Source organism: Burkholderia sp. ABCPW 14 (assembly GCF_001523835.1).
GTDB classification, from domain to species: Bacteria; Pseudomonadota; Gammaproteobacteria; order Burkholderiales; family Burkholderiaceae; genus Burkholderia; species Burkholderia mayonis.
In genome coordinates this window covers 90,464-112,909 of record NZ_LOVS01000017.1, presented here as the reverse complement: position 1 = coordinate 112,909, position 22,446 = coordinate 90,464, and the positions used below count along the sequence as shown (strand labels likewise).

Annotated in this window: 14 protein-coding genes and 4 pseudogenes; 9 read left to right on the top strand and 9 right to left on the bottom strand. The window is 66.4% G+C overall.

Going from position 1 to position 22,446, the window contains the following annotated elements:
- Positions 1–200: 200 nt before the first annotated feature.
- The 3 genes from WS62_RS03525 to atsR are packed head-to-tail and all read left to right on the top strand — an operon-like array spanning position 201 to position 3,406.
- Positions 201–1,076 (top strand): helix-turn-helix domain-containing protein, encoded by an 876-nt coding sequence (locus WS62_RS03525; RefSeq protein ID WP_066567775.1) that lies wholly within the window; start codon positions 201–203, stop codon positions 1,074–1,076.
- Between the two features lie 24 nt (positions 1,077–1,100).
- Positions 1,101–1,601: a molybdopterin-dependent oxidoreductase gene (locus WS62_RS03520; protein ID WP_066567773.1), complete on the top strand. Its 501-nt coding sequence runs from the start codon at positions 1,101–1,103 to the stop codon at positions 1,599–1,601.
- Positions 1,598–3,406, top strand: coding sequence for a hybrid sensor histidine kinase/response regulator AtsR (gene atsR, locus WS62_RS03515; RefSeq protein WP_066567770.1), 1,809 nt, complete (start codon positions 1,598–1,600; stop codon positions 3,404–3,406). The genes WS62_RS03520 and atsR overlap by 4 nt, the downstream gene beginning before the upstream one ends.
- A 97-nt stretch (positions 3,407–3,503) precedes the next feature.
- On the opposite strand, the gene WS62_RS03510 is transcribed toward atsR, so the two are convergent.
- The 3 genes from WS62_RS03510 to WS62_RS37805 all read right to left on the bottom strand — a co-directional run bounded on the left by WS62_RS03510 (position 3,504) and on the right by WS62_RS37805 (position 7,648).
- Positions 3,504–4,478: a LysR family transcriptional regulator gene (locus WS62_RS03510; protein ID WP_066567768.1), complete on the bottom strand. Its 975-nt coding sequence runs from the start codon at positions 4,476–4,478 to the stop codon at positions 3,504–3,506.
- 204 nt (positions 4,479–4,682) lie between these two features.
- Complete coding sequence (locus tag WS62_RS03505; RefSeq protein WP_066567766.1) at positions 4,683–7,058, bottom strand: penicillin acylase family protein; 2,376 nt, start codon at positions 7,056–7,058, stop codon at positions 4,683–4,685.
- A 242-nt stretch (positions 7,059–7,300) separates the two neighbouring features.
- Complete coding sequence (locus tag WS62_RS37805; protein ID WP_231748175.1) at positions 7,301–7,648, bottom strand: hypothetical protein; 348 nt, start codon at positions 7,646–7,648, stop codon at positions 7,301–7,303.
- On the opposite strand from WS62_RS37805, the gene WS62_RS35855 reads away from it, so the two are divergent.
- From WS62_RS35855 to WS62_RS03490, 3 genes are all read left to right on the top strand, one after another.
- Positions 7,647–8,024 carry a hypothetical protein gene (locus WS62_RS35855; RefSeq protein WP_156440846.1) on the top strand — a complete coding sequence of 126 codons (378 nt, stop codon included), beginning with the start codon at positions 7,647–7,649 and terminating at the stop codon, positions 8,022–8,024. The genes WS62_RS37805 and WS62_RS35855 overlap by 2 nt on opposite strands.
- A 55-nt stretch (positions 8,025–8,079) precedes the next feature.
- The gene (gene tssF, locus WS62_RS03495; RefSeq protein WP_066567764.1) at positions 8,080–9,903 is read left to right on the top strand and encodes a type VI secretion system baseplate subunit TssF; all 1,824 of its coding nucleotides are present in this window, start codon (positions 8,080–8,082) and stop codon (positions 9,901–9,903) included.
- 362 nt (positions 9,904–10,265) lie between these two features.
- Positions 10,266–13,346, top strand: coding sequence for a transglycosylase domain-containing protein (locus tag WS62_RS03490; RefSeq protein ID WP_066567760.1), 3,081 nt, complete (start codon positions 10,266–10,268; stop codon positions 13,344–13,346).
- 25 nt (positions 13,347–13,371) lie between these two features.
- Here WS62_RS03490 and WS62_RS03485 read toward each other — a convergent pair whose 3' ends face one another.
- From WS62_RS03485 to WS62_RS03470, 4 genes are all read right to left on the bottom strand, one after another.
- The gene (locus WS62_RS03485; RefSeq protein ID WP_066567758.1) at positions 13,372–14,067 is read right to left on the bottom strand and encodes a phosphoribosyltransferase; all 696 of its coding nucleotides are present in this window, start codon (positions 14,065–14,067) and stop codon (positions 13,372–13,374) included.
- Positions 14,068–14,179: 112 nt separating this feature from the next.
- Positions 14,180–15,538 carry a nicotinate phosphoribosyltransferase gene (locus WS62_RS03480; RefSeq protein ID WP_066567756.1) on the bottom strand — a complete coding sequence of 453 codons (1,359 nt, stop codon included), beginning with the start codon at positions 15,536–15,538 and terminating at the stop codon, positions 14,180–14,182.
- Entirely contained in the window at positions 15,535–16,212 is a 678-nt protein-coding gene (locus tag WS62_RS03475) for a dienelactone hydrolase family protein (protein WP_066494968.1), read from the bottom strand. Before WS62_RS03475 ends, WS62_RS03480 begins: the two co-directional genes overlap by 4 nt.
- Entirely contained in the window at positions 16,167–17,189 is a 1,023-nt protein-coding gene (locus WS62_RS03470; protein WP_066567805.1) for an erythromycin esterase family protein, read from the bottom strand. Before WS62_RS03470 ends, WS62_RS03475 begins: the two co-directional genes overlap by 46 nt.
- A 249-nt stretch (positions 17,190–17,438) precedes the next feature.
- On the opposite strand from WS62_RS03470, the pseudogene WS62_RS03465 reads away from it, so the two are divergent.
- Positions 17,439–18,197: pseudogene (locus WS62_RS03465) on the top strand (ABC transporter permease subunit); the annotation flags it as partial.
- A 98-nt stretch (positions 18,198–18,295) separates the two neighbouring features.
- Positions 18,296–19,559, top strand: a pseudogene (locus tag WS62_RS03460) (ABC transporter ATP-binding protein).
- A gap of 544 nt (positions 19,560–20,103) precedes the next feature.
- Here WS62_RS03460 and mnmH read toward each other — a convergent pair.
- Both mnmH and WS62_RS03450 read right to left on the bottom strand, forming a co-directional pair.
- Positions 20,104–21,183, bottom strand: coding sequence for a tRNA 2-selenouridine(34) synthase MnmH (gene mnmH / locus WS62_RS03455; protein WP_066567754.1), 1,080 nt, complete (start codon positions 21,181–21,183; stop codon positions 20,104–20,106).
- Between the two features lie 48 nt (positions 21,184–21,231).
- A pseudogene (locus tag WS62_RS03450) lies at positions 21,232–21,647 on the bottom strand (LysR substrate-binding domain-containing protein); the annotation flags it as partial.
- A gap of 309 nt (positions 21,648–21,956) precedes the next feature.
- On the opposite strand from WS62_RS03450, the pseudogene WS62_RS37800 reads away from it, so the two are divergent.
- A pseudogene (locus tag WS62_RS37800) lies at positions 21,957–22,307 on the top strand (cation:dicarboxylate symporter family transporter); the annotation flags it as partial.
- Positions 22,308–22,446: the final 139 nt, after the last annotated feature.

Below are 22,446 nucleotides of genomic sequence, written 5' to 3'. Positions count from 1 at the left end.
TTTTTTTTTCTCTCGCGTCGAAGACCTGCATCGCCGGACCTCATCCGCCGCCAAACATGACGCACCAAACAATAGTGACGCGAAATGTCATATTAATGCAGAAAATTGGCATGTCAAGCCAATTGCGACGAAACAAGTTTGCGTGTCGCGTCATATTTGTTATTCTTCCACCCAAAAATCCAACTGAGGAGCGCATCGAGATGACCCACCCCGATCCGGCCAACGCCGACTTGATCACCGCGACCAAAGTTCGAGATCTCCTCACTCGGACAGGCATTCCGCCACGTAGTCACAACACGACGATCGCCAACATCCTCGGCCTGAGTTTTTCCGTCGTCACGCGCAAGATGAAAGGACAAATTCCGTGGAATTTGTCGCAGCTTCAGGACATCGCCTCCTACTTCGGCGTGCCGCCCGCGATCCTGCTCGATGACAAAGGCGCCCAATCGAGCACGATCGTCGAAATGCACGACGCGACGCTCGTCATCGAGACGAGACGCTTCCGCTGCCGCGCGGCGATTTCGACGAAGGCCAGCAGCCAGGTCGAGTCGGATTTCGTCGCGCTCCAGTGGCAGGACAATTGGATCGTGTATGAGAAGAAACAGGCGCCCGCCGGCCGTACCTATCCGGTCGAGGTCATCGAGCTTCGGTCGAGCGAAAGCAGCGCGTACGAAGTGCGGATCGCGGTTGTCGACGACTCGCCCGACGTCGCCGAAACGATATGCGAGTACTTCGCGGAAAAAGGCATCACCGCGATCGCGTATTACGACAGCGCATCCTTGCGCAAAGCGCTGGAAGTCGAAGACTTCGACGGATACATTCTGGACTGGATGCTCGGCGCGGAAACCGCCGCCGGCCTCGTGCGCGGCATCCGCGCGAGCGACAATCCCGATGCGCCGATCTTCCTCTTGACCGGGAAGATCTCGACCGGCGAGGCAAGCGAAGACGAAATCGCGGACATCGTTTCGAACTTCAACGCCCGCTGCGAAGAGAAGCCGGTCAGGCTGCCGATCTTGTTTGCCGAAGTGGCGCGCGCGCTGAAGATTGCGTACCCGCTCAATGCGCATGCGAGTTGAACCATCACTTTGCAAGGATAAGAAATGCGAGTTTCCATGGACTGGATGAAAAGCCTGGTGCTGTCGCTGCTGCTTGGCGTCGCGATTTCGTCTCACGCGGCCCCCTTCAAGTTCACCGTCGACGGGAACATCGAGCGCACCAACCAGACAGCACGGCACGCGTACGTCTTTTCCGAGCAGGATCTGATGGCCTTGCCGCAGCATTCGATCACCACGTCGACCAGCTGGACGCCGAAGGCCACGTTCACCGGCCCGCGCCTGAGCGACATACTCAGGGCAGTCGGCGCGACCGGCGCGCAAATCGAATTCCATTGCATCGACGAATACACGTTCACGATCCCGGCTTCCGATGCCGACAAATACGGCGTCATCCTCGCGCGCACGATGAACGGCAAGGTGCTGGACAACAACAATTACGGGCCGCTGTGGATCATGTACCCGCGCGACCAATTTCCGGACGAGCTGAAGACCCCGATCAGCGAAGCGAAGTTTGCATGGCAGATCATCGGACTCACGGTGAAATGAGCCAGGTCAGATGGAGAAATGAAAAAATCATCGTCGTCCTGGGGTCCTTGTGGATCCTGGGCTTCGCCGCGTGGGCATTCCTGTTGTTCGATCTGCTCGGGACGTCGGTCAAGGAAGGCATTCTGGAAGGCCCGCGCGAAGGCGTATTCTGGACTGCTGCGCAATACCGAAACTCGTTCAGCCGATTCGATCGGCAACTGATTCTCTATGCGACCCGTCAGGATCGCGACTTCGACACCCTGCTGCTTCAGCTCGACAGCCTCGAAGCGTCGTTCGGCTTCCTGCAGCGGCCGTCCGAGGTCTCCGCATACTGGTTGAGCATCCCCAAGGCGCACGACGACATCGGGGACCTCGCCCATTTCATGAAGAGCTTGCATCGCGACGTCCCGGCGCTGCGCGACCGTCCGGACGACGCGAAGCGCACGTTGCGCGACGTCGCCGAATACTGGCCCAAGGTGAACGCGCTCGCGAATTACTTTCGCGCGATCGAAATGGAGCAACGCGATTTCACGTTCCATCAGTTGAAGGAGAAGCGGCGGGCCATCGTCATGTTGGGCGGCGTGCTGGGCGTCATCCTCGGGGCGCTGTTCCTGCTGCTGTTCTACACGATACGCACGCGCGGCAGTCTGCTTGAACGGCAGCAGGCGGCACTCGACGCGGAAAGAAAGGCATCGGATCGCGCATTCGAGATGATTGCGGCAAAAAACGCTTTCCTCGGCATGGTCAGCCACGAATTGCGCACGCCTTTGCAGGCGATCTGCGGGTCCATCGAGGTCCTGCTCGCACGGCCGCAATCCGAAGCCAATACGAAGACGATCAAGCGCTTGCAGAACTCGGCCGCGTCGCTCGAAGCGCAAGTGAAGGAACTCACAGACTACATCAAGCTTCGGTCCACGAATCGATCCGTTCAATCCGAGACCGTGGAGATCGCTCCGCTGCTGGCGGAAGCCCTCGATCCGCTGCGCGGCAGGATCGGCGACAAGCATCTGAAAGCGTCGCTTCGCGTCGAGCCGGTCGGCCTGGTCGTCAAATCGGACCGCAAGCTGATCCAGCAGATCGTGTCGAATCTGATCGAAAACTCAATCAAATACACGCACAGCGGCACGATCGCGATTTCCGCGGAGCTGACAGGCACGCCGGCCAATCGGGCGATGCGCATCGCCGTTCGCGACACCGGTGTCGGCATCGCAAAGAATCTTCTATCGAAGATCTTCGAGCCTTTCTTTCGTGCGAACGACCCGGGCATCCGACATGTCGACGGCATCGGCATGGGGCTCGCCGTCGTGCAGGAGCTCGTCACCGCACTGCGCGGAAAAATCGACGTTCGGAGCGTCGTCGGCGAAGGAAGCGAGTTTGTCGTCACGCTCCCGGCCGAGCTGCCCGGCCGCGCCGACGCACTCGGCGACGCGACGGAGCCGTCATCGCAGACGCCGCACCACGATTTGCATGCGCTCGTCGTCGACGACAACGAGAACGCGCGCGAAACGTTGGGCTCGATGCTGACAGCCCTGGGCATTCAGGTGGATCTGTGCGACACCGGCGAGAACGGCGTGACGCGCTTCCGAGAACGGCAGCACGACATCGTCGTGCTGGATCTGGAATTGCCCGATTTGAGCGGCTTCGAAGTGGCCGAGCGGATTCGCTCGGCCACTTCGCCCGACGCCGGCAGGAAGACGGCGATACTCGGCGTGAGCGCGTACGAATCGGCCATTCTCAAAGGGGATCGGACGATCTTCGACGAATTCATCCCCAAGCCGATTCATCTGAACACGCTCAGCAGCGTCGTCGGCCGGCTCCTCAAATGATCGCGGCGTTTCACGCGCACGCGACCGTTGCACGGCGGCCGTTGCGTCGGCATGCACTCGATGCATTCGATGCATGCGAACGCGCTCGACGCAACCGCTACGCCGCGACCTGCCCGCGGCTCGCCTTCCGCTCGCGCGCCGCCACGCCGACGCGCCAGTCTTCGCCGCCTTCGAGCGCGGGCGTCGAGTCGAACAACTCCGCGATCCAGTCGGCGAACACGCGAACCTTCGCGGACAGATGCCGGTTGTCCGGATAGACGATCGAAATCGGCTTGGGCTTCGGATTGAAGCCCGGCAGCACTTCCAGCAGCGATCCGTCGAGCAGGTGCGGCAGCACCATGAACAGCGTCGGCTGGATCATGCCGAAGCCTTCGACGCCGCAGGTCACGTAGGCATCCGAATCGTTGACGGTCACGACGCCGTTCAGCCTGACCTCGACCGGCTTGCCGTCGATCACGAACACCCACGGCACCGGCCGCGAACCATGGCTCGCGCGAAAATTCACAGCGTGGTGCGCAGCCAGTTCCGCGATCTCCTGCGGCTCGCCGAAGCGCTTCAGGTAGTCGGGCGACGCACAGGTGACGCGCTTGAGCATCCCGATCCGGCGCGCGACCATCGACGAATCTTCGAGCGGCCCGATGCGAATCATGCAGTCGATCCCCTCTTCGACCGGATCCACCGGACGATCGGACAGCCCCAGATCGAGCACGATGTCCGGGTAGCGCTGATGGAAGACCCGCAGCGCGGGAATCACGAGCCGCCGTCCGAGCGAGCTCGGCATGTGCACGCGCAGCGCGCCGCTCGGCTTGCGGTTGCCGACCTGAAAGCTCGCGTCCGTCTCCGCGATCTCGGTGATGATCTTGATGCAGTGTTCGTAGTACGCGGCGCCTTCCGGCGTCAGCGACAGCCGACGCGTCGTCCGATGCATCAGGCGCACGCCGAGCAGCGCCTCGAGATTCTGGATGATCGTCGTCACCGACGCACGCGGCATCCCGAGCGTGTCGGCAGCCCGCGTGAAGCTGTTCGCATCGACCACGCGGGTGAAGACTTCCATTGCCTGGATGCGGTCCATGCTATCCCCCTTCGAATCGTCAACAGGGCAGAATAGAGCACGCGACAGCGCCGATTCAAGCCGCTTCGCGACTATTCGCATTCGCCGAATAGTCGGGCATTTCGCGCGGCAAGGTTCGCATCCGGATGCGGTCGATTCGGCGGCGGCCTCGACCGGCAACGTCGACGATCGAGGTCGATCCAGGTCGATCGTTCGGGCGCCGAACTAAGGCGCAAAGCGCAACGTATGCTCGGTCGGCCCCGGCAGGAACGGCATCGGCTCGCCCTTCACCCACGCCTCATGGCCCGCCAGAAAGAACGGGCTGAGCGGATGCCCGCTCTGCCCGCCCGGCATGTTGAAGAGGCCGTCCTCCTCGTGCCCCGGCGACACGACGATCCGCTCCGACTGCCCGAACTTCGGTCCGGCGACGCGCGGCATGTTCGCGTCGCCCGGCACCTGGTCGGCGGGCGCGGACAGCCAGCGTCCCACGAGCGGCACGCTGCGCGCGAACGGATGCGCGATCCGCAGCGTGTTGCGCTCGCCCCAGGTCGCGTCGGCGAGCGGCGCGCCCTTTCCGGTCAGTGCGGCAATCGTCTGATCGATCGCCGTCAGTTGCACGTCGCGCCAGCTCGACGTGTCGGGCGGCAGCCACGCGGCCGGCTGCTCGTCGAGCAGCCGCGCGATCACGACCGGCCAGCGCGGATTCGCCAATGCGTAGTCGGCGTCGGGCTGCTGATGCTTCAGCCGCGCGTCGAGACCGCCGAAAATCACGTCGTAGAGCCGATGCAAATAGCCGCGCGCGAGCGTGTATCCGGCCGAATCGACGCTCGCCCGTCCCGTCCAGCCGTTCACGAGCAGCCGCCGGAATTCCGCGCGCGCCGGATGGCCGGCGAGCGCCGCATCGTCGAGCACGCGCAGCGCCCGGTCGCGCCACAGCGTCATGAAGCGCGCGCGATCGTCGAGATCGAGCTGGTACGCGGACCGCTCGTCGGTGCGGCCGAGCGCCGTCAGGCCGTCGCGCAGCTGGCTCGCGCGCGCGCCGAGATCCGCGCCGCCGTCGCCGATCAACCGGTACGCATCGCTCGCCAATTGCCGGTTGTTCGCCGTCCACAACTGACCGCCGGCAGGATCGACGATGCGCGGATACGCGTCGGGCGGCAGCGCCGCCTGCCACGACGAAGCGCCGTTGTCCGGCCGGCTCCTGCGGTCGGGCAACGCGCCCGCGATCGTCCAGCCGATGCGTCCCGTGCTGTCGCCGATCACGATGTTCTGCGCGGGAAGGCCCGCCGCGTTGGCGATCCGGATCGCGTCCTCGATGCTGGCCGCATTGGTCATCCGCCCGAATGCCGCATTCGCCGCGCCACTCGCCTGCGCGATCCAGTGCACCGCGTACAACTTGCCGCCAATGTCGCGCACGGGGCCGGCCGTCGTCTCGAGCACGGTCAGATCGACGGGCGCGCCGCCGTGGACACGAATCGTCTCGGTGCTTTCGCGCGCGGTCTGCCATCCGTCGCCGAGCCTGAAGCGGCGCGGATCGCGCGCGTCGCGCTCGAGCGGCACGAGATCGAGGCAGTCCGCGTAGCCGTTCGTGAAGCCCCATGCGATGCGCCCGTTGCTGCCGACGACGACGGCCGACAAGCCGGGCAGCGTCACGCCGACGACGCGCGTCGCGGGCCCCACGCCGCCCGACAACGTGAACGCCGCGCGATACCAGATGTTCGGCAAGCCGAGCGAAAGATGCATGTCGTCGCCGACGATCGCGGCGCCGCGCACGCTGCGGCTGCCCGCGAGCACCCAGTTGTTGCTGCCGACCGACGCTCGTTCGTCGAGCGACACGCTGTCGATCGGCGCGGTGGGTCTCGCTTCGCGCAGCCACGCGGGCGCGGCCGCGCTGACCCGCGCGACCGGCGCGGCGACACCCGGCGCATCGAGCGGCGCGTCGAATCGGCTCGACGACGGCAGCAGAAACGCGAGTTGCTCGGTCGTCGAGTGCGCTTGCAGCCAGTGCCGCGCGAACTCGCGCGACGCGAGCCGGCCTTGCAGATCGAAGTACATCGCCCAGATCACGAGCATCGAATCTTCGAGTCGCCACGGCTGCGGCTGCATGCGCAGCAGCGCGTATTCGAACGGGCGCGCGCGCAGCGCCGCCAGGCCGTCGTTGACGCCTTGCGTGTAGCGCTGCAGCAAGCGCAGGTCGTCGGGCGGCAAATGCGCGACGACGGCCGCAGCGAGCGCGCGGAATCGGAACAGGCGATGATCGCGATCGACGTTGAGCGCGATCGGCCCGAACAGCTCCGACAGCTCTCCGGCGCCGCTCCTGCGCAGCATGTCCATCTGGAAGAAGCGGTCCTGCGCATGCAGATAGCCGATTCCGTAAGCGGCGTCGAACCGGTCGCGCGCGGAAATCGTCGGCACGCCGAACGCATCGCGCTCGGCCGTCATCGGCGCGCCGAGCGTCGGGGCGCGGACGTCGCCGTCGAGCTGCGGGAGACTCGAACGCAGATACGCCGCCGCGCCCGCGATCGCGAGCAGCAAGCAGAGCAGGATCAGGCCCGACAGGATCTTCAGGTGGCGACGCATGCGGTTCCGGGTCGAAGCCATGGTTGCGCGAGTCCGTGAGTTGCGCCGGCGCGGCGCTTGCCCGATTCCGGGCGGAGGGCGGCCGCGCTTGCGGGTTGGGCGGTGAATCGGCGCCGCCTTCGCCTTCGGTGCTTTTTTCACGCGCCGAAGGCGGCCTGGCGCCGCGCGTCGACATCGATCGTCGCATCCGCGCCGACAGCTTGATCGCGCGTCATGTCATCCGCGCGACCTGCCTCGAATCTTCGGCAGCAGCGCGCGTTCCGTCAAGGCGTCGCGTGCGCCGAAGAAGCGGTGGCTTTTGCGCCCGCGCGCTCGCCGATACGCTCGATCCGTTCTTGCGCCTCCGGCATTCGCCAATACGGCGAATCGCGCTGCAACCGTTTGCACGTGCCGACGCAAACCAAACGATAATCGCCGCCCGTCGTCAGGTGTTTCAATTCGATGACCGGATCGAGCGGCGCCAAATCGAACGAGACAACGAATGGTTGCGATAATTTACCGTTGCACCGAAAATCGCCGAACATGAACACGGGCCGGACAGCATCATCTCGACGATTGTCATGCCGACTGCTTCCGACATTGAAAATACCTTTCATGTCATGCAGTCGCATGATCGCCTCGAATGTTCATCGTTGGCCCAGTCAATCCTGGTTTAATGATGCTGCTGCAAGCATCAATCGTCCGTTAGCATTCGATCATTGCGCTGACGTCGATTCGAACGAAAAAGCGGCAATAATGTGGCCACTCGATGCCTATCCGGAAAATGACGGCAGCGACTTCTCGTTCGCTGCTTCGAGATTCGCCATGGCGCGCGTGCGTCGCATTCGGACCTGCCGCGCGGCCGATGACCCCGAAGGCAACGCCGCCATCCGGCACTTAATGAATGACGCAAAATCATGCCGACCTCGCCTGAATTCCGGGAACCCCGCCGCCATCCGCCGGAAGCGGCACTCCGTCGGCCCCGGCGCGCCCGCGCAGCACGCGTGACAGCGCCCCGCATGCGATCACGCGAATCGGCTCGAACCCGGATCGGCTCTTTCCAATGAACGACCTCCTCCCCTACTACGAACGCGAAATCGCGCTGCTGCGCAACGCGGTGCGCGAATTCGCGATGCGCCATCCGAAGATCGCGACGCGCTTCGGCATCGCCGACGGCCACACCGACGACATGCACGTCGAGCGCATGCTCCAGTCGTTCGCGCTGCTCGGCGCGCAGATCGGCGAGACGCTCGACGACGACTACCCGGCATTCACCGAAGCGCTGCTCGAGACCGCGTGCCCCGACTATCTGCGTCCGTTTCCCGCGTGTGCGATCGCGCAATTCGACGCGGCATCGATGTTCAGCCAGCTGACGGAAGGCGTGACGATCCAGCGCGGCACCACGCTCGAAAGCCGGGTCGGCGCAAACCGGTTCCGCACCGCGTACGACGTCGCGCTCACGCCCGTGACGATCGTCGACGCACGCTATCGCCCGGCGTCGGCCGCGCCGTCCGCCGCGCGGATGCCGCCGTCGTCGGCCGGCATCGTGTCGATCACGTTCGATTCACTGACCGCCCGGCCTGTGCTCGCAGCGCCGCGCGCGCGCAGCCTGCGCGTGCATCTGCACGGCGACGCGCCGCTCGTCGCCGCGCTCCTCGACACACTCGCGATGCGCGTGCCGACCGCGTTCGTCGAACTCGATGGCGACGGGCGCTGGAAACCGCTGTCGAAGGTGCCGCTCGCGCCGGTGGGATTCGCCGACGAAGGCGCGCTGCTCGATCCCGCGCACAGTGCGTCGCCGTTCCGGCTATTGATGGAATATTTCGCATTCCCGGCCAAATTCGATTTCGTCGACCTCGACGTCGCGCGTATCGCGCGCGCCGCCGGCACGGGCAGGCGCATCTCGTTGCACCTGCCCGTCGTCGACCTCGCATTGGATTCGTCGCACGCGCGCGTGCTCGACACGCTTTGCGCTTCGAACCTGCGTCTCTTCTGCACGCCGATCGTCAATCTGTTCTGTCAGGACGCGATGCCGATCTCGCTGCGAGACGCTGCAAGCGCGTATCCCGTCACGCCGCAGGCGCTGAAGTCGAACGGCATCGAAGTGCGATCGATCGACGCGGTGCGCATCGCGCGCGAAGGCGAGCACGGCGAGAACCTCGACGTGACGCCGTATCGCTCGCTGCTGCACGGGCGGCATGGTCGCAACGAGCAGGTCTACTGGATCGCCGAGCGCGATCCGTATGCGGACGGCGCGCAATCGACCGCGCCCGCGGCGCTCAAGCTCGTCGACGCGGACGGCGCGCCCGTCAAGCCTCGCGCCGATCAGTTGAACGTCGAGCTGACCTGCACGAACGGCGACTATCCGCAGACGCTGCCGATCGGCGATCCCGACGGCGACTTGCTCAACGAGAAGGACAATCTGCCGGGCCGGATCACGATCCTGCGCCGGCCGACGCAGCCCCGCCGGTTCCCGCGCGACCACGGCGCGCTCTGGCGTTTGATCGCGGCAATGACGCCGCACGCGTTGCTGCTGCAGCCGTCGGGACTCGGCGCGCTGAAGTCGCTGCTCGTTCAGTACGCGGCGCGCGCGTCGAGCGCGATTGCGCAGATCGACGGCATCGTGAATCTCGATCACAAGGCCGCCGTGCGCTGGATGGCCGTGAAGCCGATGCCGACGTTCGTGCGCGGCATCGAGGTCACGCTGACGTTGAACGAAGCGGCGTTCGTCATGAGCAGCCTGAAGGTGTTCATCGACGTGATGGACAGCTTCCTCGCGCTGCACGCGCCGCCCAACGGCTTCATCCAGCTCGTCGTGCATTCGCGGGACACGGGCCGCGAACTGTATCGATGCGCGCCGCGCGGCGGGATCGTGCAGCTTGTGTAGCTTCGCTCGCCCATCCGAACAGCGAGCGAAGCTACCCGATTTTGCCAAGGCGCACCGCCGAATGCCGCCGCTCGCCGCGCGCGTTCAGTGCGCGGATGCGATGGGCGGTGCGTTGCGCGATCGCCTGAATCGTCAGCGAAGGTCAGCGTAGGTGTAAGTCGCGCGCCTCAATCCGTACGACCAGTTCGCGTCGCACCATTTCCGGGCATCGCCGCCACGCGCCGCAAGCCGCGCGAAAGCGGAAACGTTTCCATACGCACTGTGGTTTTTCGGTGTCAACCCATGGGGTGGCTTGCACGAATCGGTACTAAACTAAGCAAAATGGGCTCGGCAAGTGCCGGTGCCCGCCGGGAGACGCCGCCATGAATCGGCCGCTGATTCGGATTCCCCTTCGCCCGACCGGAACCCTGTCGTTCTGGAAAGCGCTCAAGTGGTCGCTGATCGTGATCGTCGCGGTCGTGCTCGCGATCGTCGCGCGCCTCATCCAGATCGAGATCGAAACCTCCCGGCTGCAAGCGCGCTTCTTGTCTGAACTGACGCGCGATGTCGGCTACAGCGTCGACGAAGGCGCGAGCGACCGCATCCGCTTCCCTGAAAACGGTCCGTACGACCTGCGTCTCGGCTATGCGCTGCTGCCGTCGTTCCAGCAGCGGCTGCTGTCGCACGGCTTCGTCGTCGCGTCGCAGGCGCGCGCGTCCGACCGGATGCTGTCGCTCGCCGACGACGGTCTCTTCCTGCCGTACGACGAAAAAGACCAGGCCGGCCTGTCGATCGTCGACTCGACGGGCTCGCCGCTGTTCGGCATCGCCTATCCGCACCGCGTCTACGGCGACTTCGAGACGATCCCGCCGCTCGTCGTGCAATCGCTCCTCTTCATCGAGGATCGTTATTTGCTCGATCCGAACCAGCCGAACCGCAATCCGGCGCTCGACTGGGGCCGCTTCAGCCGCGCACTCGCCGACCAGGGGCTGCGCTTCGTGAACCACCATCAGGCAACGCCCGGCGGCAGCACGCTCGCGACGCAACTCGAGAAATTCCGCCACTCGCCCGACGGCCGCACCGCGACGCCGCCGGAGAAGCTCCGGCAGATCGCGTCGGCATCGGTGCGCGCGTATCTGAACGGACCGCAGACGATGGCCGCGCGCCACGCGATCGTCGTCCATTACCTGAACTCGGTGCCGCTCGCCGCGCGCCCGCGCGTCGGCGAAATCACGGGCATCGGCGACGGCCTTACCGCGTGGTACGGCCGCGACTTCGATGAAGCGAACCGGCTGCTCGCCGCGCCGACGACGCCCGACAATGTCGACGCACAAGGGACTGCGTTCCGGCAGGTGCTGTCGCTGATGATCGCGCAGCGCGCGCCGTCGTACTTCCTGAATCGCGGCTACCCGACGCTGCAGCGGCTCACCGACAGCTACCTGCGCCTGCTCGCGACAGGCGGCGTGATCACGCCCGCGCTGCGCGACGCCGCGCTCGCCGCGCACATCGAGCGCAGCGCGGCGCCCGCCGCGACCGAGGCGCAGTCGTTCGTCACGCGCAAGGCAGTAACGTCCGCGCGTTCGCACCTGCTCGGCGCGCTCGGCATCGACAACGTCTACCAGCTCGACCGCCTCGACCTGCGCGCGACCGACACGCTGAACAACAAGGTGCAGCAGGCGGTCGCCGCGGGCCTCGCGCGCGCGGCGACGCGCGACGGCGCGCGCGAGGCCGGCCTCTACGGCTTCGAGATGCTGCGCCCGGGCGACGATCCGTCGAAGATCCTGTACAGCTTCACGCTCTATGAGCGCCGCAACGGCGCGAACCTGCTGCGCGTACAGACCGACAGCGTCGACCAGCCGTTCGACATCAACCAGGGCGCGCGCCTGAACCTCGGCTCGACCGCCAAGCTGCGCACGATCGTCACGTATCTGCAGATCATCTCCGAGCTGCACACGCGCTACGCGGACATGAGCACGGCCGAGCTCGCGAAGGTGAAGCCCGATCCGACCGATGCGCTCACGCGCTGGGCGCTCGACTATCTCGCGCACACGCAGGACCGTTCGCTGCCGGCGATGCTCGCGGCGGCCGTCGAGCGCAAGTATTCGGCGAGTCCGGGCGAGACGTTCTACACGGGCGGCGGCGCGCAGAGCTTCACGAATTTCGAGAAATCCGACAACGGCAGGATCTTGACCGTGCACGTCGCGTTCCAGAACTCGGTGAACCTCGTGTTCGTGCGGCTGATGCGCGACATCGTCCATTACGAGATGATCCGCACGAGCGGGCCGTCCGCATCGTGGCTCGACGATCCCGCGCAGCGCCAGCACTATCTGCTGCGCTTCGTCGACGCGGAGAGCCGCGTGTACGTGAAGCGCTTCTACACGAAATACGCGGGCAAGTCCGGCGACGATGCGCTCGCCGCGATGCTCGACAATGTGCGCAAGTCGCCGCCGCGCGTCGCGACGGTGTTGCGCAGCGTCGCGCCCGAGCAGCCGCGCGCGTGGTTCGACGCGAAGATGCGCACCGCACTGCACGGCACGCCGGCCGCGGCGAAGCTGTCGGACGACACGCTCGAGACGCTCTATGCGAAGTATGCGATCGACCGATTCAACCTCAACGATCGCGGCTATATCGCCGGCGTGCATCCGCTCGCGCTGTGGACCCTCGCGTATCTGCGCCGGCATCCGGGCGCGCCGCTCGACGACGTGCAGAAGGCGAGCCGCGACGCACGGATGACGTCGTACTCGTGGCTCTTCAAGACGCGCTATCACGCGACGCAGGATCGCCGCATCAAGCGCATGGTCGAGCTGCGCGCGTACGACGCGATCGGCGAATCGTGGCGCGCGCTCGGCTATCCGTTCGATCATCTGACGCCGTCGTACGCGGCGGCGATCGGCGCGTCGGGCGATCAGCCGGCCGCGCTCGCGAAGCTCGTCGGCCTGATCGCGAACAACGGCGCGAAGGTGCCGAACGAGCGGATCTCGTCGCTCGAGTTCGCGCACGGCACGCCGTACGAGACACGCTTCATTCGCGCGGCCGCGCAGCCGCAACCGCTGCTGTCGCCTGAGATCGCGAACCAGGTGCATGCGCTGCTCGGCGACGTCGTGCAGAAAGGCACGGGCCGCCGTCTCGCCCAGGGATTGACGTTCCCCGACGGCCTGACGCTGCCCGTATACGGCAAGACCGGCACGGGCGACCAGCGCTTCAACGTGTACGCGCGCGGCGCGCGCTTGATCGAATCGCGCAAGGTCAATCGCAGTGCGACGTTCGCGTTCTCGCTCGACGATCGATTCTTCGGCGTACTGACCGCCTACGTCCACGAGCCGTACGCGGCGCGTTACGATTTCACGAGCGCGATGGCGGTGCAGTTGCTCAAATCGCTCGCGCCGGCGCTGCAGCCTCTGACGACCGCGCCCGCCGCGCCGAGCGCGAACGAAGCGCCCCCGAAGGCCGCCGCCGCGGGTTGATCGGACATCGTGCGGCCGGCCGCCTTCAGTTGGGGCCGGCACCGGCCGTCGAAGCATCCTCTCCGCCCGGCCGCTCCCACTCGCGCGCGCGGCCGAGCAGCGCCCGCACTTCGTCGTCGCTCGTCTGATCGAAGTCCCGATAGAACTGGCCGATGCCCATCAGCCAGTCCGGCCGCATCACGCAGACGATCGCGTCCGCCGCCACCTTCACCTTCTCCGCGCTGCTCGGCGATGCGACCGGCACCGCCGCGACGAGCTTCGCCGGCTTGCGCTCACGCACCGCTTCGATTGCGGCGAGCATCGTCGAGCCCGTCGCGATCCCGTCGTCGACGACGATCACGGTCCGGCCTTCGATGTCGGGCGGCGCGCGATCGCCGCGATACGCGGCCTCGCGCCGCGCAAGTTCGTCGCGCTCGCGCTCGATCGTGTCGGCGAGTTCGCGTTCGGACACGCACATCGCGCGCAGCACCGATTGCTCGAGCAGCACGACGCCGCCCGTCGCGATCGCGCCCATCGCCAGCTCCGGATTGCCGGGCGCGCCGAGCTTCCTGACGATCAGCACGTCGAGCTTCACGCGCAGCGCCTTCGCGACTTCGTACGCGACCGGCACGCCGCCGCGCGGCAGCGCGAGCACGATGACGTCGCTGCGGTTCGCATAATCGGCGAGATGCGCGGCGAGCTGCCTGCCTGCATCGACGCGATCGCGAAAATAATCGTTCATCACGCCTCCTTCGCCGCGTCGCGATGGACGTCCTCGCGATGCCGCGGCTCGTTCGATTGCATGCGCTTGCATGCAAGAATGTGCGTCGACGCGCGACGCACGGAACGTCGCACTATGCGTGCGCATCGCCCGCCGTCTGCGCGTCGATCCGTTGCGCGAGCGCGGTGAGCGCGTCGGTCACGGCGACCGGATAATCGGCCGCGTGCGCGAGATCGCGCAGCGCCGCGGGCAGCGCGTCGAGCTGGCCACGCGCGTGCGCGCGAACGTCGGCCAGGCTCGGCAACGATGCAACGCGCTCGCCGTCGATCACGAACGGCTCGAGCAACGCAACGCCCGGATGCGCTTCGTCGTGCAGCGCGAGACTGTCGCCATCGAAAGCGCCGTCGTCGCGACAGCGGCGGTACACCTGCTTGCGTCCCGGCCACGTCGCCTTGCCCTCCGAGCGCTTGCGGCGCGCCACGCCCGCGTACTCGGTCAGCTTGTACGCGCAATCCGCATACGGCGCGTCCGCCGACGTGTTCATCCGCGTCCCGATGCCGAAGCCGTCGATCGGCGCGCCCTGTCCGATCAGCGCTTCCAGCTTGTATTCGTCGAGATTGCCGCTCGCGAAAATCGTCACCTGCCGCAGCCCTGCACGATCGAGGATCGCGCGCACTCGCATCGCGTGCTGCGCGAGATCGCCGCTGTCGAGCCGCACGCCTTTCACCTCGACGCCGTCGCGCGCGAGCTTCTTCGCGACGTCGATCACCTTGTACGCGGCCGCTTCGGTGTCGTATGTGTCGATCAGCAGCATCGCGTTGCGCGGGAACGAACGGGCGAAATGCTCGAACGCGAGCGATTCGCTGTCGTGCGCCTGCACGTACGAATGCGCCATCGTGCCGTACACGGGAATGCCGTAGCGCAGGCCGGCGAGCAGCGTCGCGGTGCCGGTGAAGCCCGCGATGTAGCTCGCGCGGGCCGACAGCAGCGCCGCTTCCGCGCCGTGCGCGCGACGCAGCCCGAAATCGACGAGCGTCTTGCCCGGCGCCGCGAGCACCGCGCGCGCGGCCTTGCTCGCGACGATCGACTCGTAATGCAGCAGGTTCATCACGCGGCTCTCGATCAGTTGCGCTTCGCGCAGCGGCGCGGTGATCTGCAGGATCGGCTCGTCGATGAAGAACACCGTGCCTTCGCGCATCGCGTGGACCGAACCGGTGAAGCGCAGCGATTCGAGCGACGCGAGAAACCTGTCATTGAAAAGCCCCGTGCTCGCGAGCCCCTCGATTTCGTCGGCGTCGAGCTTCAGGCACGCGAGATAGTCGAGCACCTGTTCGAGGCCCGCCGCCATCAGGAAGTTGCGATGCTCGGGCAGCGTGCGAACGAAGAACTCGAATGTCGCCGTATCGCTCATCCCGCAATCGAAATAAGACTGCAGCATCGTGAATTCGTACAGGTCGGTCAGCAACACGCCGTCGCGAACGAGGTTCGTCATCTTCGGCTCCGCTTGTGCGCCTCCCGATCGCCGCCGAGATGCGCGACGAACCAGTCGGCCGCGAGGCGTGCGACTTCGTCGAGCGTGCCCGGCTCCTCGAACAGATGCGTCGCGCCCGGCACGATGACGAGCTTCGACTCGCCGATGAGCCAGCCGGCCGCGAGGCGGTTCAGCCGGATCACTTCCTCGTCGCGCTCGCCGACGATGAGGAGCGTCGGCACACGCACGCGCGGCAGTGCGTCGCCCGCGAGATCGGGGCGGCCGCCGCGCGAGACGACCGCTCGCACGGCGCGAGCGCGCGAGTTGGCCGCGATCAGCGCCGCCGCCGCGCCCGTGCTCGCGCCGAACAGGCCGACGGGCAGCTCGCCGACGTGCGGCCACTCGTGCAGCCAGTCGAGCGCGCTGACGAGCCGGCGCGCGAGGAACGCGATCGCGAACCGGTACTCGGCCGTCACCGCGTCGCGCCGCTGCTCTTCCACCGTCAGCAGATCGAACAGCAGCGTCGCGAGGCCCGCGCGCTGCAACACCGCCGCAACTTCCTGGTTGCGCGGACTCAACCGGCTGCTGCCGCTGCCGTGCGCGAACACGACGATTCCCGGCGCATGCTCGGGCGTCGCGAGGATGCCGTTCAATTCGACTTTTCCGATAGGTATCCGTACTTCTTGCGTCTGCATTGCATTCTCCATGCCTGCGTCGCCGTCACGACGCCGGCACCGGCTTCTCGCGCGGATGCCGCACATCGGGCGGCGCGAGCGGTTCGAGCGGGCTCGTCTCGTCGAGATGGAACAGCGCGTCGAACTGCCCGGTGATCGACGACATGAAGTAATGACTGTCGCGCTCCGTCTCCGGCAGCTAGATCACGCCGATCGCGCATGTGCGAATCGCGCGGATTCCACGTGTTCGCGCGCGGCCCGAACATCGCGCGGTAGCGGGTCTCCGCGTTGACGACGACTTGCGCGTTGCGCTGCGCGAAAAACCGCGCATCGAGCGCGTCGATGCCGTCTTGCGCGAGACAAGTCGCTTCGCTCGAGCGACGCTGAAGCAATTGCGTGACCGCATCGGCGGTCGCGGCGGGTCGTGCCCCCGTTGCAATCGCATAGCCGTATGCGCTCGGCTCGCGCGCGTGATCGAGCGCCGCGTAGCGCCGCCGCGCGAGTTCGGCCTGGTCGGGATCGACGTCGTCGAGAGAGCGGATCACCGCGCCCGCCGACCGGTACAGGCCATACAGATCGAGCGCGTAGACACCGACCCGCGATTCGCGCGGCAGCGTCGCATTGTGATCGCGCAACCAGCCGACGAATTCGCGCATCGGACGATTGCGCCACATCCATGCGGGAAAACGCGTAAAGTCCGCGCGCGCCGCGTCGGCTTCGCCGATCGCGGCGTCGCCCTGCACGTAGCGAATCACGCGCCACGCATCGGGCCAGTCGCCCTCGGTCGCAATGGTGTCGAAACCGCATTCGTCGACGAGACGCGCGGTGATCTGCGCACGCATCCGATAGCGCTCGGTCGTGCCGTGCGTCGCCTCGCCGAGCAGCATCACGTCGGCATCGGTCGTCATGTCGATCGATTCGTAGAAATCGGCCGAATTGCCGAGCAACGGGCGAGCGACGTCCCGCACGGCAAGAAAGGGCGTCTTCGCAGGATGCATGAATCGTCTCCGGACGACCGCCGTCCGAGCGTGCGCGCCGCTCGCGACGCGCCGTCGCGCGACGCCGCGCAAGGCGGCTGGTCCGATCATTCTCGACCGCGGTTTCGCCGGAACATTGCGTTGAGTCAACGATCGCGGCCGCGGTCGCGCCGTCACTCACGCAACGGCGCATCTCTTTCAATTTACGCGCTTCGCGCGGAAGTTGCAGTGCGAATAACCCCATTCGCACGCATGCGTTCGCTGTCGCGGCGCATCGGCCGCGTCGCCTGGATTTCACTGTGCGCGGCGGGCATCGTCTATGCGGGCATCGGGCTCTTCCGGTTCGCGGCGCCCGTGCTGGCGTGGGCCGATGTCGCCGCCGTCGCGCGCAACGGCGCGCTGACGCTCGCGCGCGTGCTCGTGCTGATCGGCGTCGCGTCGGCCGTCTGGGTGCCGGTCGGCGTGCTGATCGGCCTGCGGCCGCGCGCGACCGCGTTCGTGCAGCCGATCGCGCAGTTCCTCGCCGCGTTTCCCGCGAACCTGCTGTTCCCGCTCGCCGTGTTCGTGATCGCGCACTTCAAGCTCACGCCCGCGATCTGGCTCAGTCCGCTGATGATCCTCGGCACGCAGTGGTACATCCTCTTCAACGTGATCGCCGGCGCGACCGCGTTCCCCGACGATCTGAAGGAAGCGGCGGCGAGCCTGCGCGTACGCACGCCGACGTGGTGGCGCGAGGTCGTGCTGCCCGGCATCCTGCCGTACTACGTGACGGGCGCGATCACCGCGTCGGGCGGCGCATGGAACGCGAGCATCGTGTCGGAGCTCGTCGGTTGGGGACACACGACGCTCGACGCATCCGGACTCGACGCATCCGGACTCGGCGCGTACGTCGCGCGGACGACCGCGGCGGGCGACTATCCGCGAATCGCGCTCGGCGTCGCCGCGATGTCGCTGCTCGTGATCGCGATGAATCGTCTGATGTGGCGGCCGCTCTATGCGTTTGCGGAACGCCGCTGCCGTCTCGACTAGGTGCCGCCATGTCCACGCCGACACGCCCCGCCCCCGCTTCGCCGCCCGCCTCCGCCGACGATGCGCACACGCCCGTGGTCGCGCTGCGCGGCGTCAGCATGTCGTTCGCCAAGCCGTCGGGCGAACCGCTGCCCGTGCTCGCCTTCATCGACCTGACGGTCCATGAAGGCGAGATCCTCGGCCTGCTCGGCCGCTCGGGCTCCGGCAAGTCGACGCTGCTGCGCATCGCGGCCGGGCTCGTCAAGCCGAGCGCCGGGCGCGTCGAATATCGCAGCGAGCCGCTCGACGGCCCCGCCGCCGGCATTGGCGTCGTGTTCCAGACCTTCGCGCTCTATCCGTGGCTCACCGTCGCCGAAAACGTCGAGCTCGGGCTCGACGCAATCCGCGTGCCGCCGGACGAAGCTCGCAAGCGCGTGAAGTCGGCGATCGAGCTGATCGGCCTCGATGGCTTCGAATCCGCGTATCCGCGCGAGCTGTCGGGCGGCATGCGGCAGCGCGTCGGCTTCGCGCGCGCTCGCCGGCGATCCGGCGCTGCTGTTGATGGACGAGCCGTTCTCCGCGCTCGACGTGCTGACCGCCGACACGCTGCGCACCGATTTTCTCGACCTGTGGCACGCGCGCCAACTGTCGATCGACGCGGTGCTGATGGTCACGCACAACATCGAAGAAGCGGTGCTGATGTGCGACCGGATTCTCGTGCTCGGCGCGCATCCGGGCCGCATCCTCGCCGAGGTGCCGATTCCGCTCGGCTATCCGCGCAATCGGCTCGATCCGAAGCTGCAGCGCATCGTCGACGATATCTATGCGGCGCTCACGACACGCATCGCCGATGCGGTCGCCGCGCGAAACGGCAAACCGGGCGTTCCCGCGCAACGACTGCCGAACGTGTCGAGTCATCGGCTCGACGGCTTCGTCGATGCGTTCGTCCTGCATGCGCGCGACGGCTGCGCGGAATTGCCGCGGCTCGCATCGGCGCTCGCGATGCCGGTGAACGACTTGCTGCCGCTCGCGGTCGCGCTGCACGTGCTCGAGTTCGCCGAGCTGCACGACGGCGCGCTGCGGCTGACGGCCGCGGGCCACGCCTATGCGCAGGGCAGCGCGAGCGAACGCAAGCAGCTTTTTCGTGAGCATCTCGAACATTTCGTTCCGCTTGCGGCGCACATTCGCCAGGTGCTGGACGAGCGCGCCGGCCACCAGGCGCCCCGCGAGCGCTTCGAGCTCGAGCTGCTCGACCGGCTGAATCCGTTCGATGCGGCGAATACGCTGCGTGTCGCGATCGACTGGGGACGCTTCGCCGGTCTCTATGACTACTACGACGATGCACGCGTGTTCCGCCGGGGCGAAGACGACGCACACGCGTAGCGTCTTCCCGAATTGATCTGCACTCCGAGCGTTTCCGCTTCGGTTGAATTCGATCGAGAGGCAGAGCGATGTTGCCCGTACAGTGATCGCAGTACCTCGTCATGCGCGTTGCGCGGACCGAGCCCATGTTCCCGCGCCGTTGTACGCACGGCCCGCACGATGCCGATGCGAGCGGGTTGATCGCGCGCGTACGGTCCGCGGACGCATCGAAGCACTCTTGCGCGGCGCGAAGCATGCGCGGCGGCGTCACGCGACGCGTGCGGCATCGCTGGACGGCGGCGATACGATCGAGCACTGAAGGGCGCCGCCTACAGCCGGCAAGGGCTGGCGTGCGTGCGCGACGCGATCGGGCGGATGCGCATCGATGCATCGCTCAGGCGAGTGCTCGAAACATGCATTGAAAGCCGTCAGTCAGGATTGCCGATCGCTCGAGCGCGCATGCGGGGTCGGCAGCCGCTGGAGAAAAGACTAGCGAAACGCAGCGCACGACAGCGCCAGCACGTGCGGCGCACCGCGTGCAAGCGGTTTGCGCGCTACGTACGCATCAAGCCCGCTTGCCGCACGCGCTCGCGCCCGCCGCGTCGAGATACGCGAGCAACGCCCTCGCCTGTTCGACGACGTCGCTCGCGATCGGCCTGAACGGAAAATGCTCGGCCTGCGGCAAGCGAGCGAAATGCGCGCGGCTGCTGCGCGTATAGGCGGGATCGTAGTGGACATCGACGAGTTCTTCGAACAGCTCGCCGCGCCGCCCTTCGTCGAGCATCTGGTGCCACTTCCGAATTCGCGCGTGGCCGTGCATCGGCACGAGCTTCTCGAGCTGGATCTTGAAGAACGCGGCCTGATCGAACAAATGCCCGTAGTCCTGCAACAGCAGCTCGACGCGCTCGTCGCGTTCGGTCTCGACGTTCACGCAATCCGCCGCATGCATGCCCGCCAGCAGCGCGAGCGGCAGCGTGATCGCGCCGATGCGCCGGCTCTCCGCTTCGATGAACACGGATTGCTCGCGGTCGAAGCCGCGCAGCGCGCCGACGAGCGCCGTATCGAACGCTTTCTGCGACGGCTGCTCGCCGCTCGGCAGCGCGCCCAGCAGCGAGCCGCGATGCGCGGCGAGCGCTTCGAGATCGAGCGTCTGCGCGCCCGCCTGCGCGAGCGCATGCAGCAGGCGCGTCTTGCCGCTTCCCGTATTGCCCGTCAGGACGACGTAACGAAATTCGGGCGGCAACTGGCCGAGCGCGTCGACGACCGAGCGGCGATACGACTTGTAGCCGCCGTCGAGCTGCCGCGCGCGCCAGCCGATCATGTTGAACCAGACGGTCATCGACCCGGAGCGCTTGCCGCCGCGCCAGCAGTAGACGAGCGGCCGCCAGTTGCGCGGACGGTTGGCGAACGTCGTGTCGAGATGCGCGGCGATGTTGCGCGCGACCATCGCCGCGCCGACGCGCGTCGCCTCGAACGGCGACACCTGCTTGTACATCGTGCCGACGATCACCCGCTCTTCGTTGCTGAGGACAGGCGCGTTCAGCGCGCCCGGAATGTGATCCTCCGCGTATTCGAGCGGCGTGCGGACGTCGACGATCTCGTCGAAATCGTCGATCTGGTCGAGGGAAACGGGCTGGAGGTTCAACGTATCGGGCGCGGCGGGGCCGCATCATCGCTGGCGGTGGGACGCCGATTATCTCACGCGCGGCGGCCGCCTCACCGGGCGGCGGGCCTGTCGCCCGCCGGCTCGGGCGCACCCAGACGTCCGGCGAGAAAATCGATCAGCGCGCGAGCGCGCGCCGATTGATTCTGCCGGCTCGGGTAATAGACGAACAGATCGGCCGACGGCAACGCGTATTCGGGCAGCACGAGCCTCAGGCGCCCGCTGCCCAGATACTTCGCGAGATTCCATTCGGACCGGATCAGGATGCCATGGCCGTCGAGCGCCCAGCCGAGCACGATGTCGCCGTCGTTGCTCGACAGCGCGCCGCGCACCTTCACGACCTCGACCTCGCCGTCGCGCACGAAGCGCCACACGCCGTGCGCGTTGTCGTTCTGCCGGTGGACCATGCAGCGATGCGCGGCGAGATCGGCGAGGCTCGCGGGCGACGAGCACGAAGAACGTCAGGTCGTCGATCTGATGAGCTTTCACCAACAGTCAATAAACAAGTGAAGATCGACAGCACGAGGACGAGGCTCGCACCGCATCGCGCCCGCAGCGCCGCGCGGCGAACGAAAGCCTCGCCGGGAGACAACCATGTGGATTCCGAAGTTCGGCAACGCGCTGTCGAAGCCGCTTTCGACGCTCCATATGCAAGTCTTGATCGGCATCGCCGCCGGCGTGCCCGTTGGGCATTCGCCCCCAACGTTGGCGAGCAGTTCAAGCCGCTCGGCGATCTGTTCGTCCGCCTGATCCGGATGCTGTTCACGTCGAAGGGCTCGGCGGGCGTCGCGGTCGCGGGCTTCGTCGCGCTCGCGTCACTGCACAAGATTCCCGTATCCGGGCTCGTGCTGCTGCTCGGCATCGACCGCGTCCTGAACGAAGCGCGCGCCGTCACGAACCAGATCGGCAACGGCGTCGCGACGATCGCGGTTGCCCGCTGGGAACGCGCGCTCGACGCCGAACGCGCGGCCGCACGTCATACGTGTCGCTTCGCGTCGCCGCGACACAGCGGCCACGCGATTCCGCCGCCCGCCGCCTTTCGTTCCTCCCGGCCTCGAAAATCAATTTGCTTGACGCAATTTCATCGCCGCTTATTATTCAATTAGTTTTTATTATTCAACAACACATTTTTTATAAACAATAACAAGTCTCGAATATAAGCACGCAGTAAAAAGAGGGAAACGCATTTCAACAAAAAAGAATGCTTCATTCCTTCGTTGCCGATTCAATAATATTTCGAGAGCA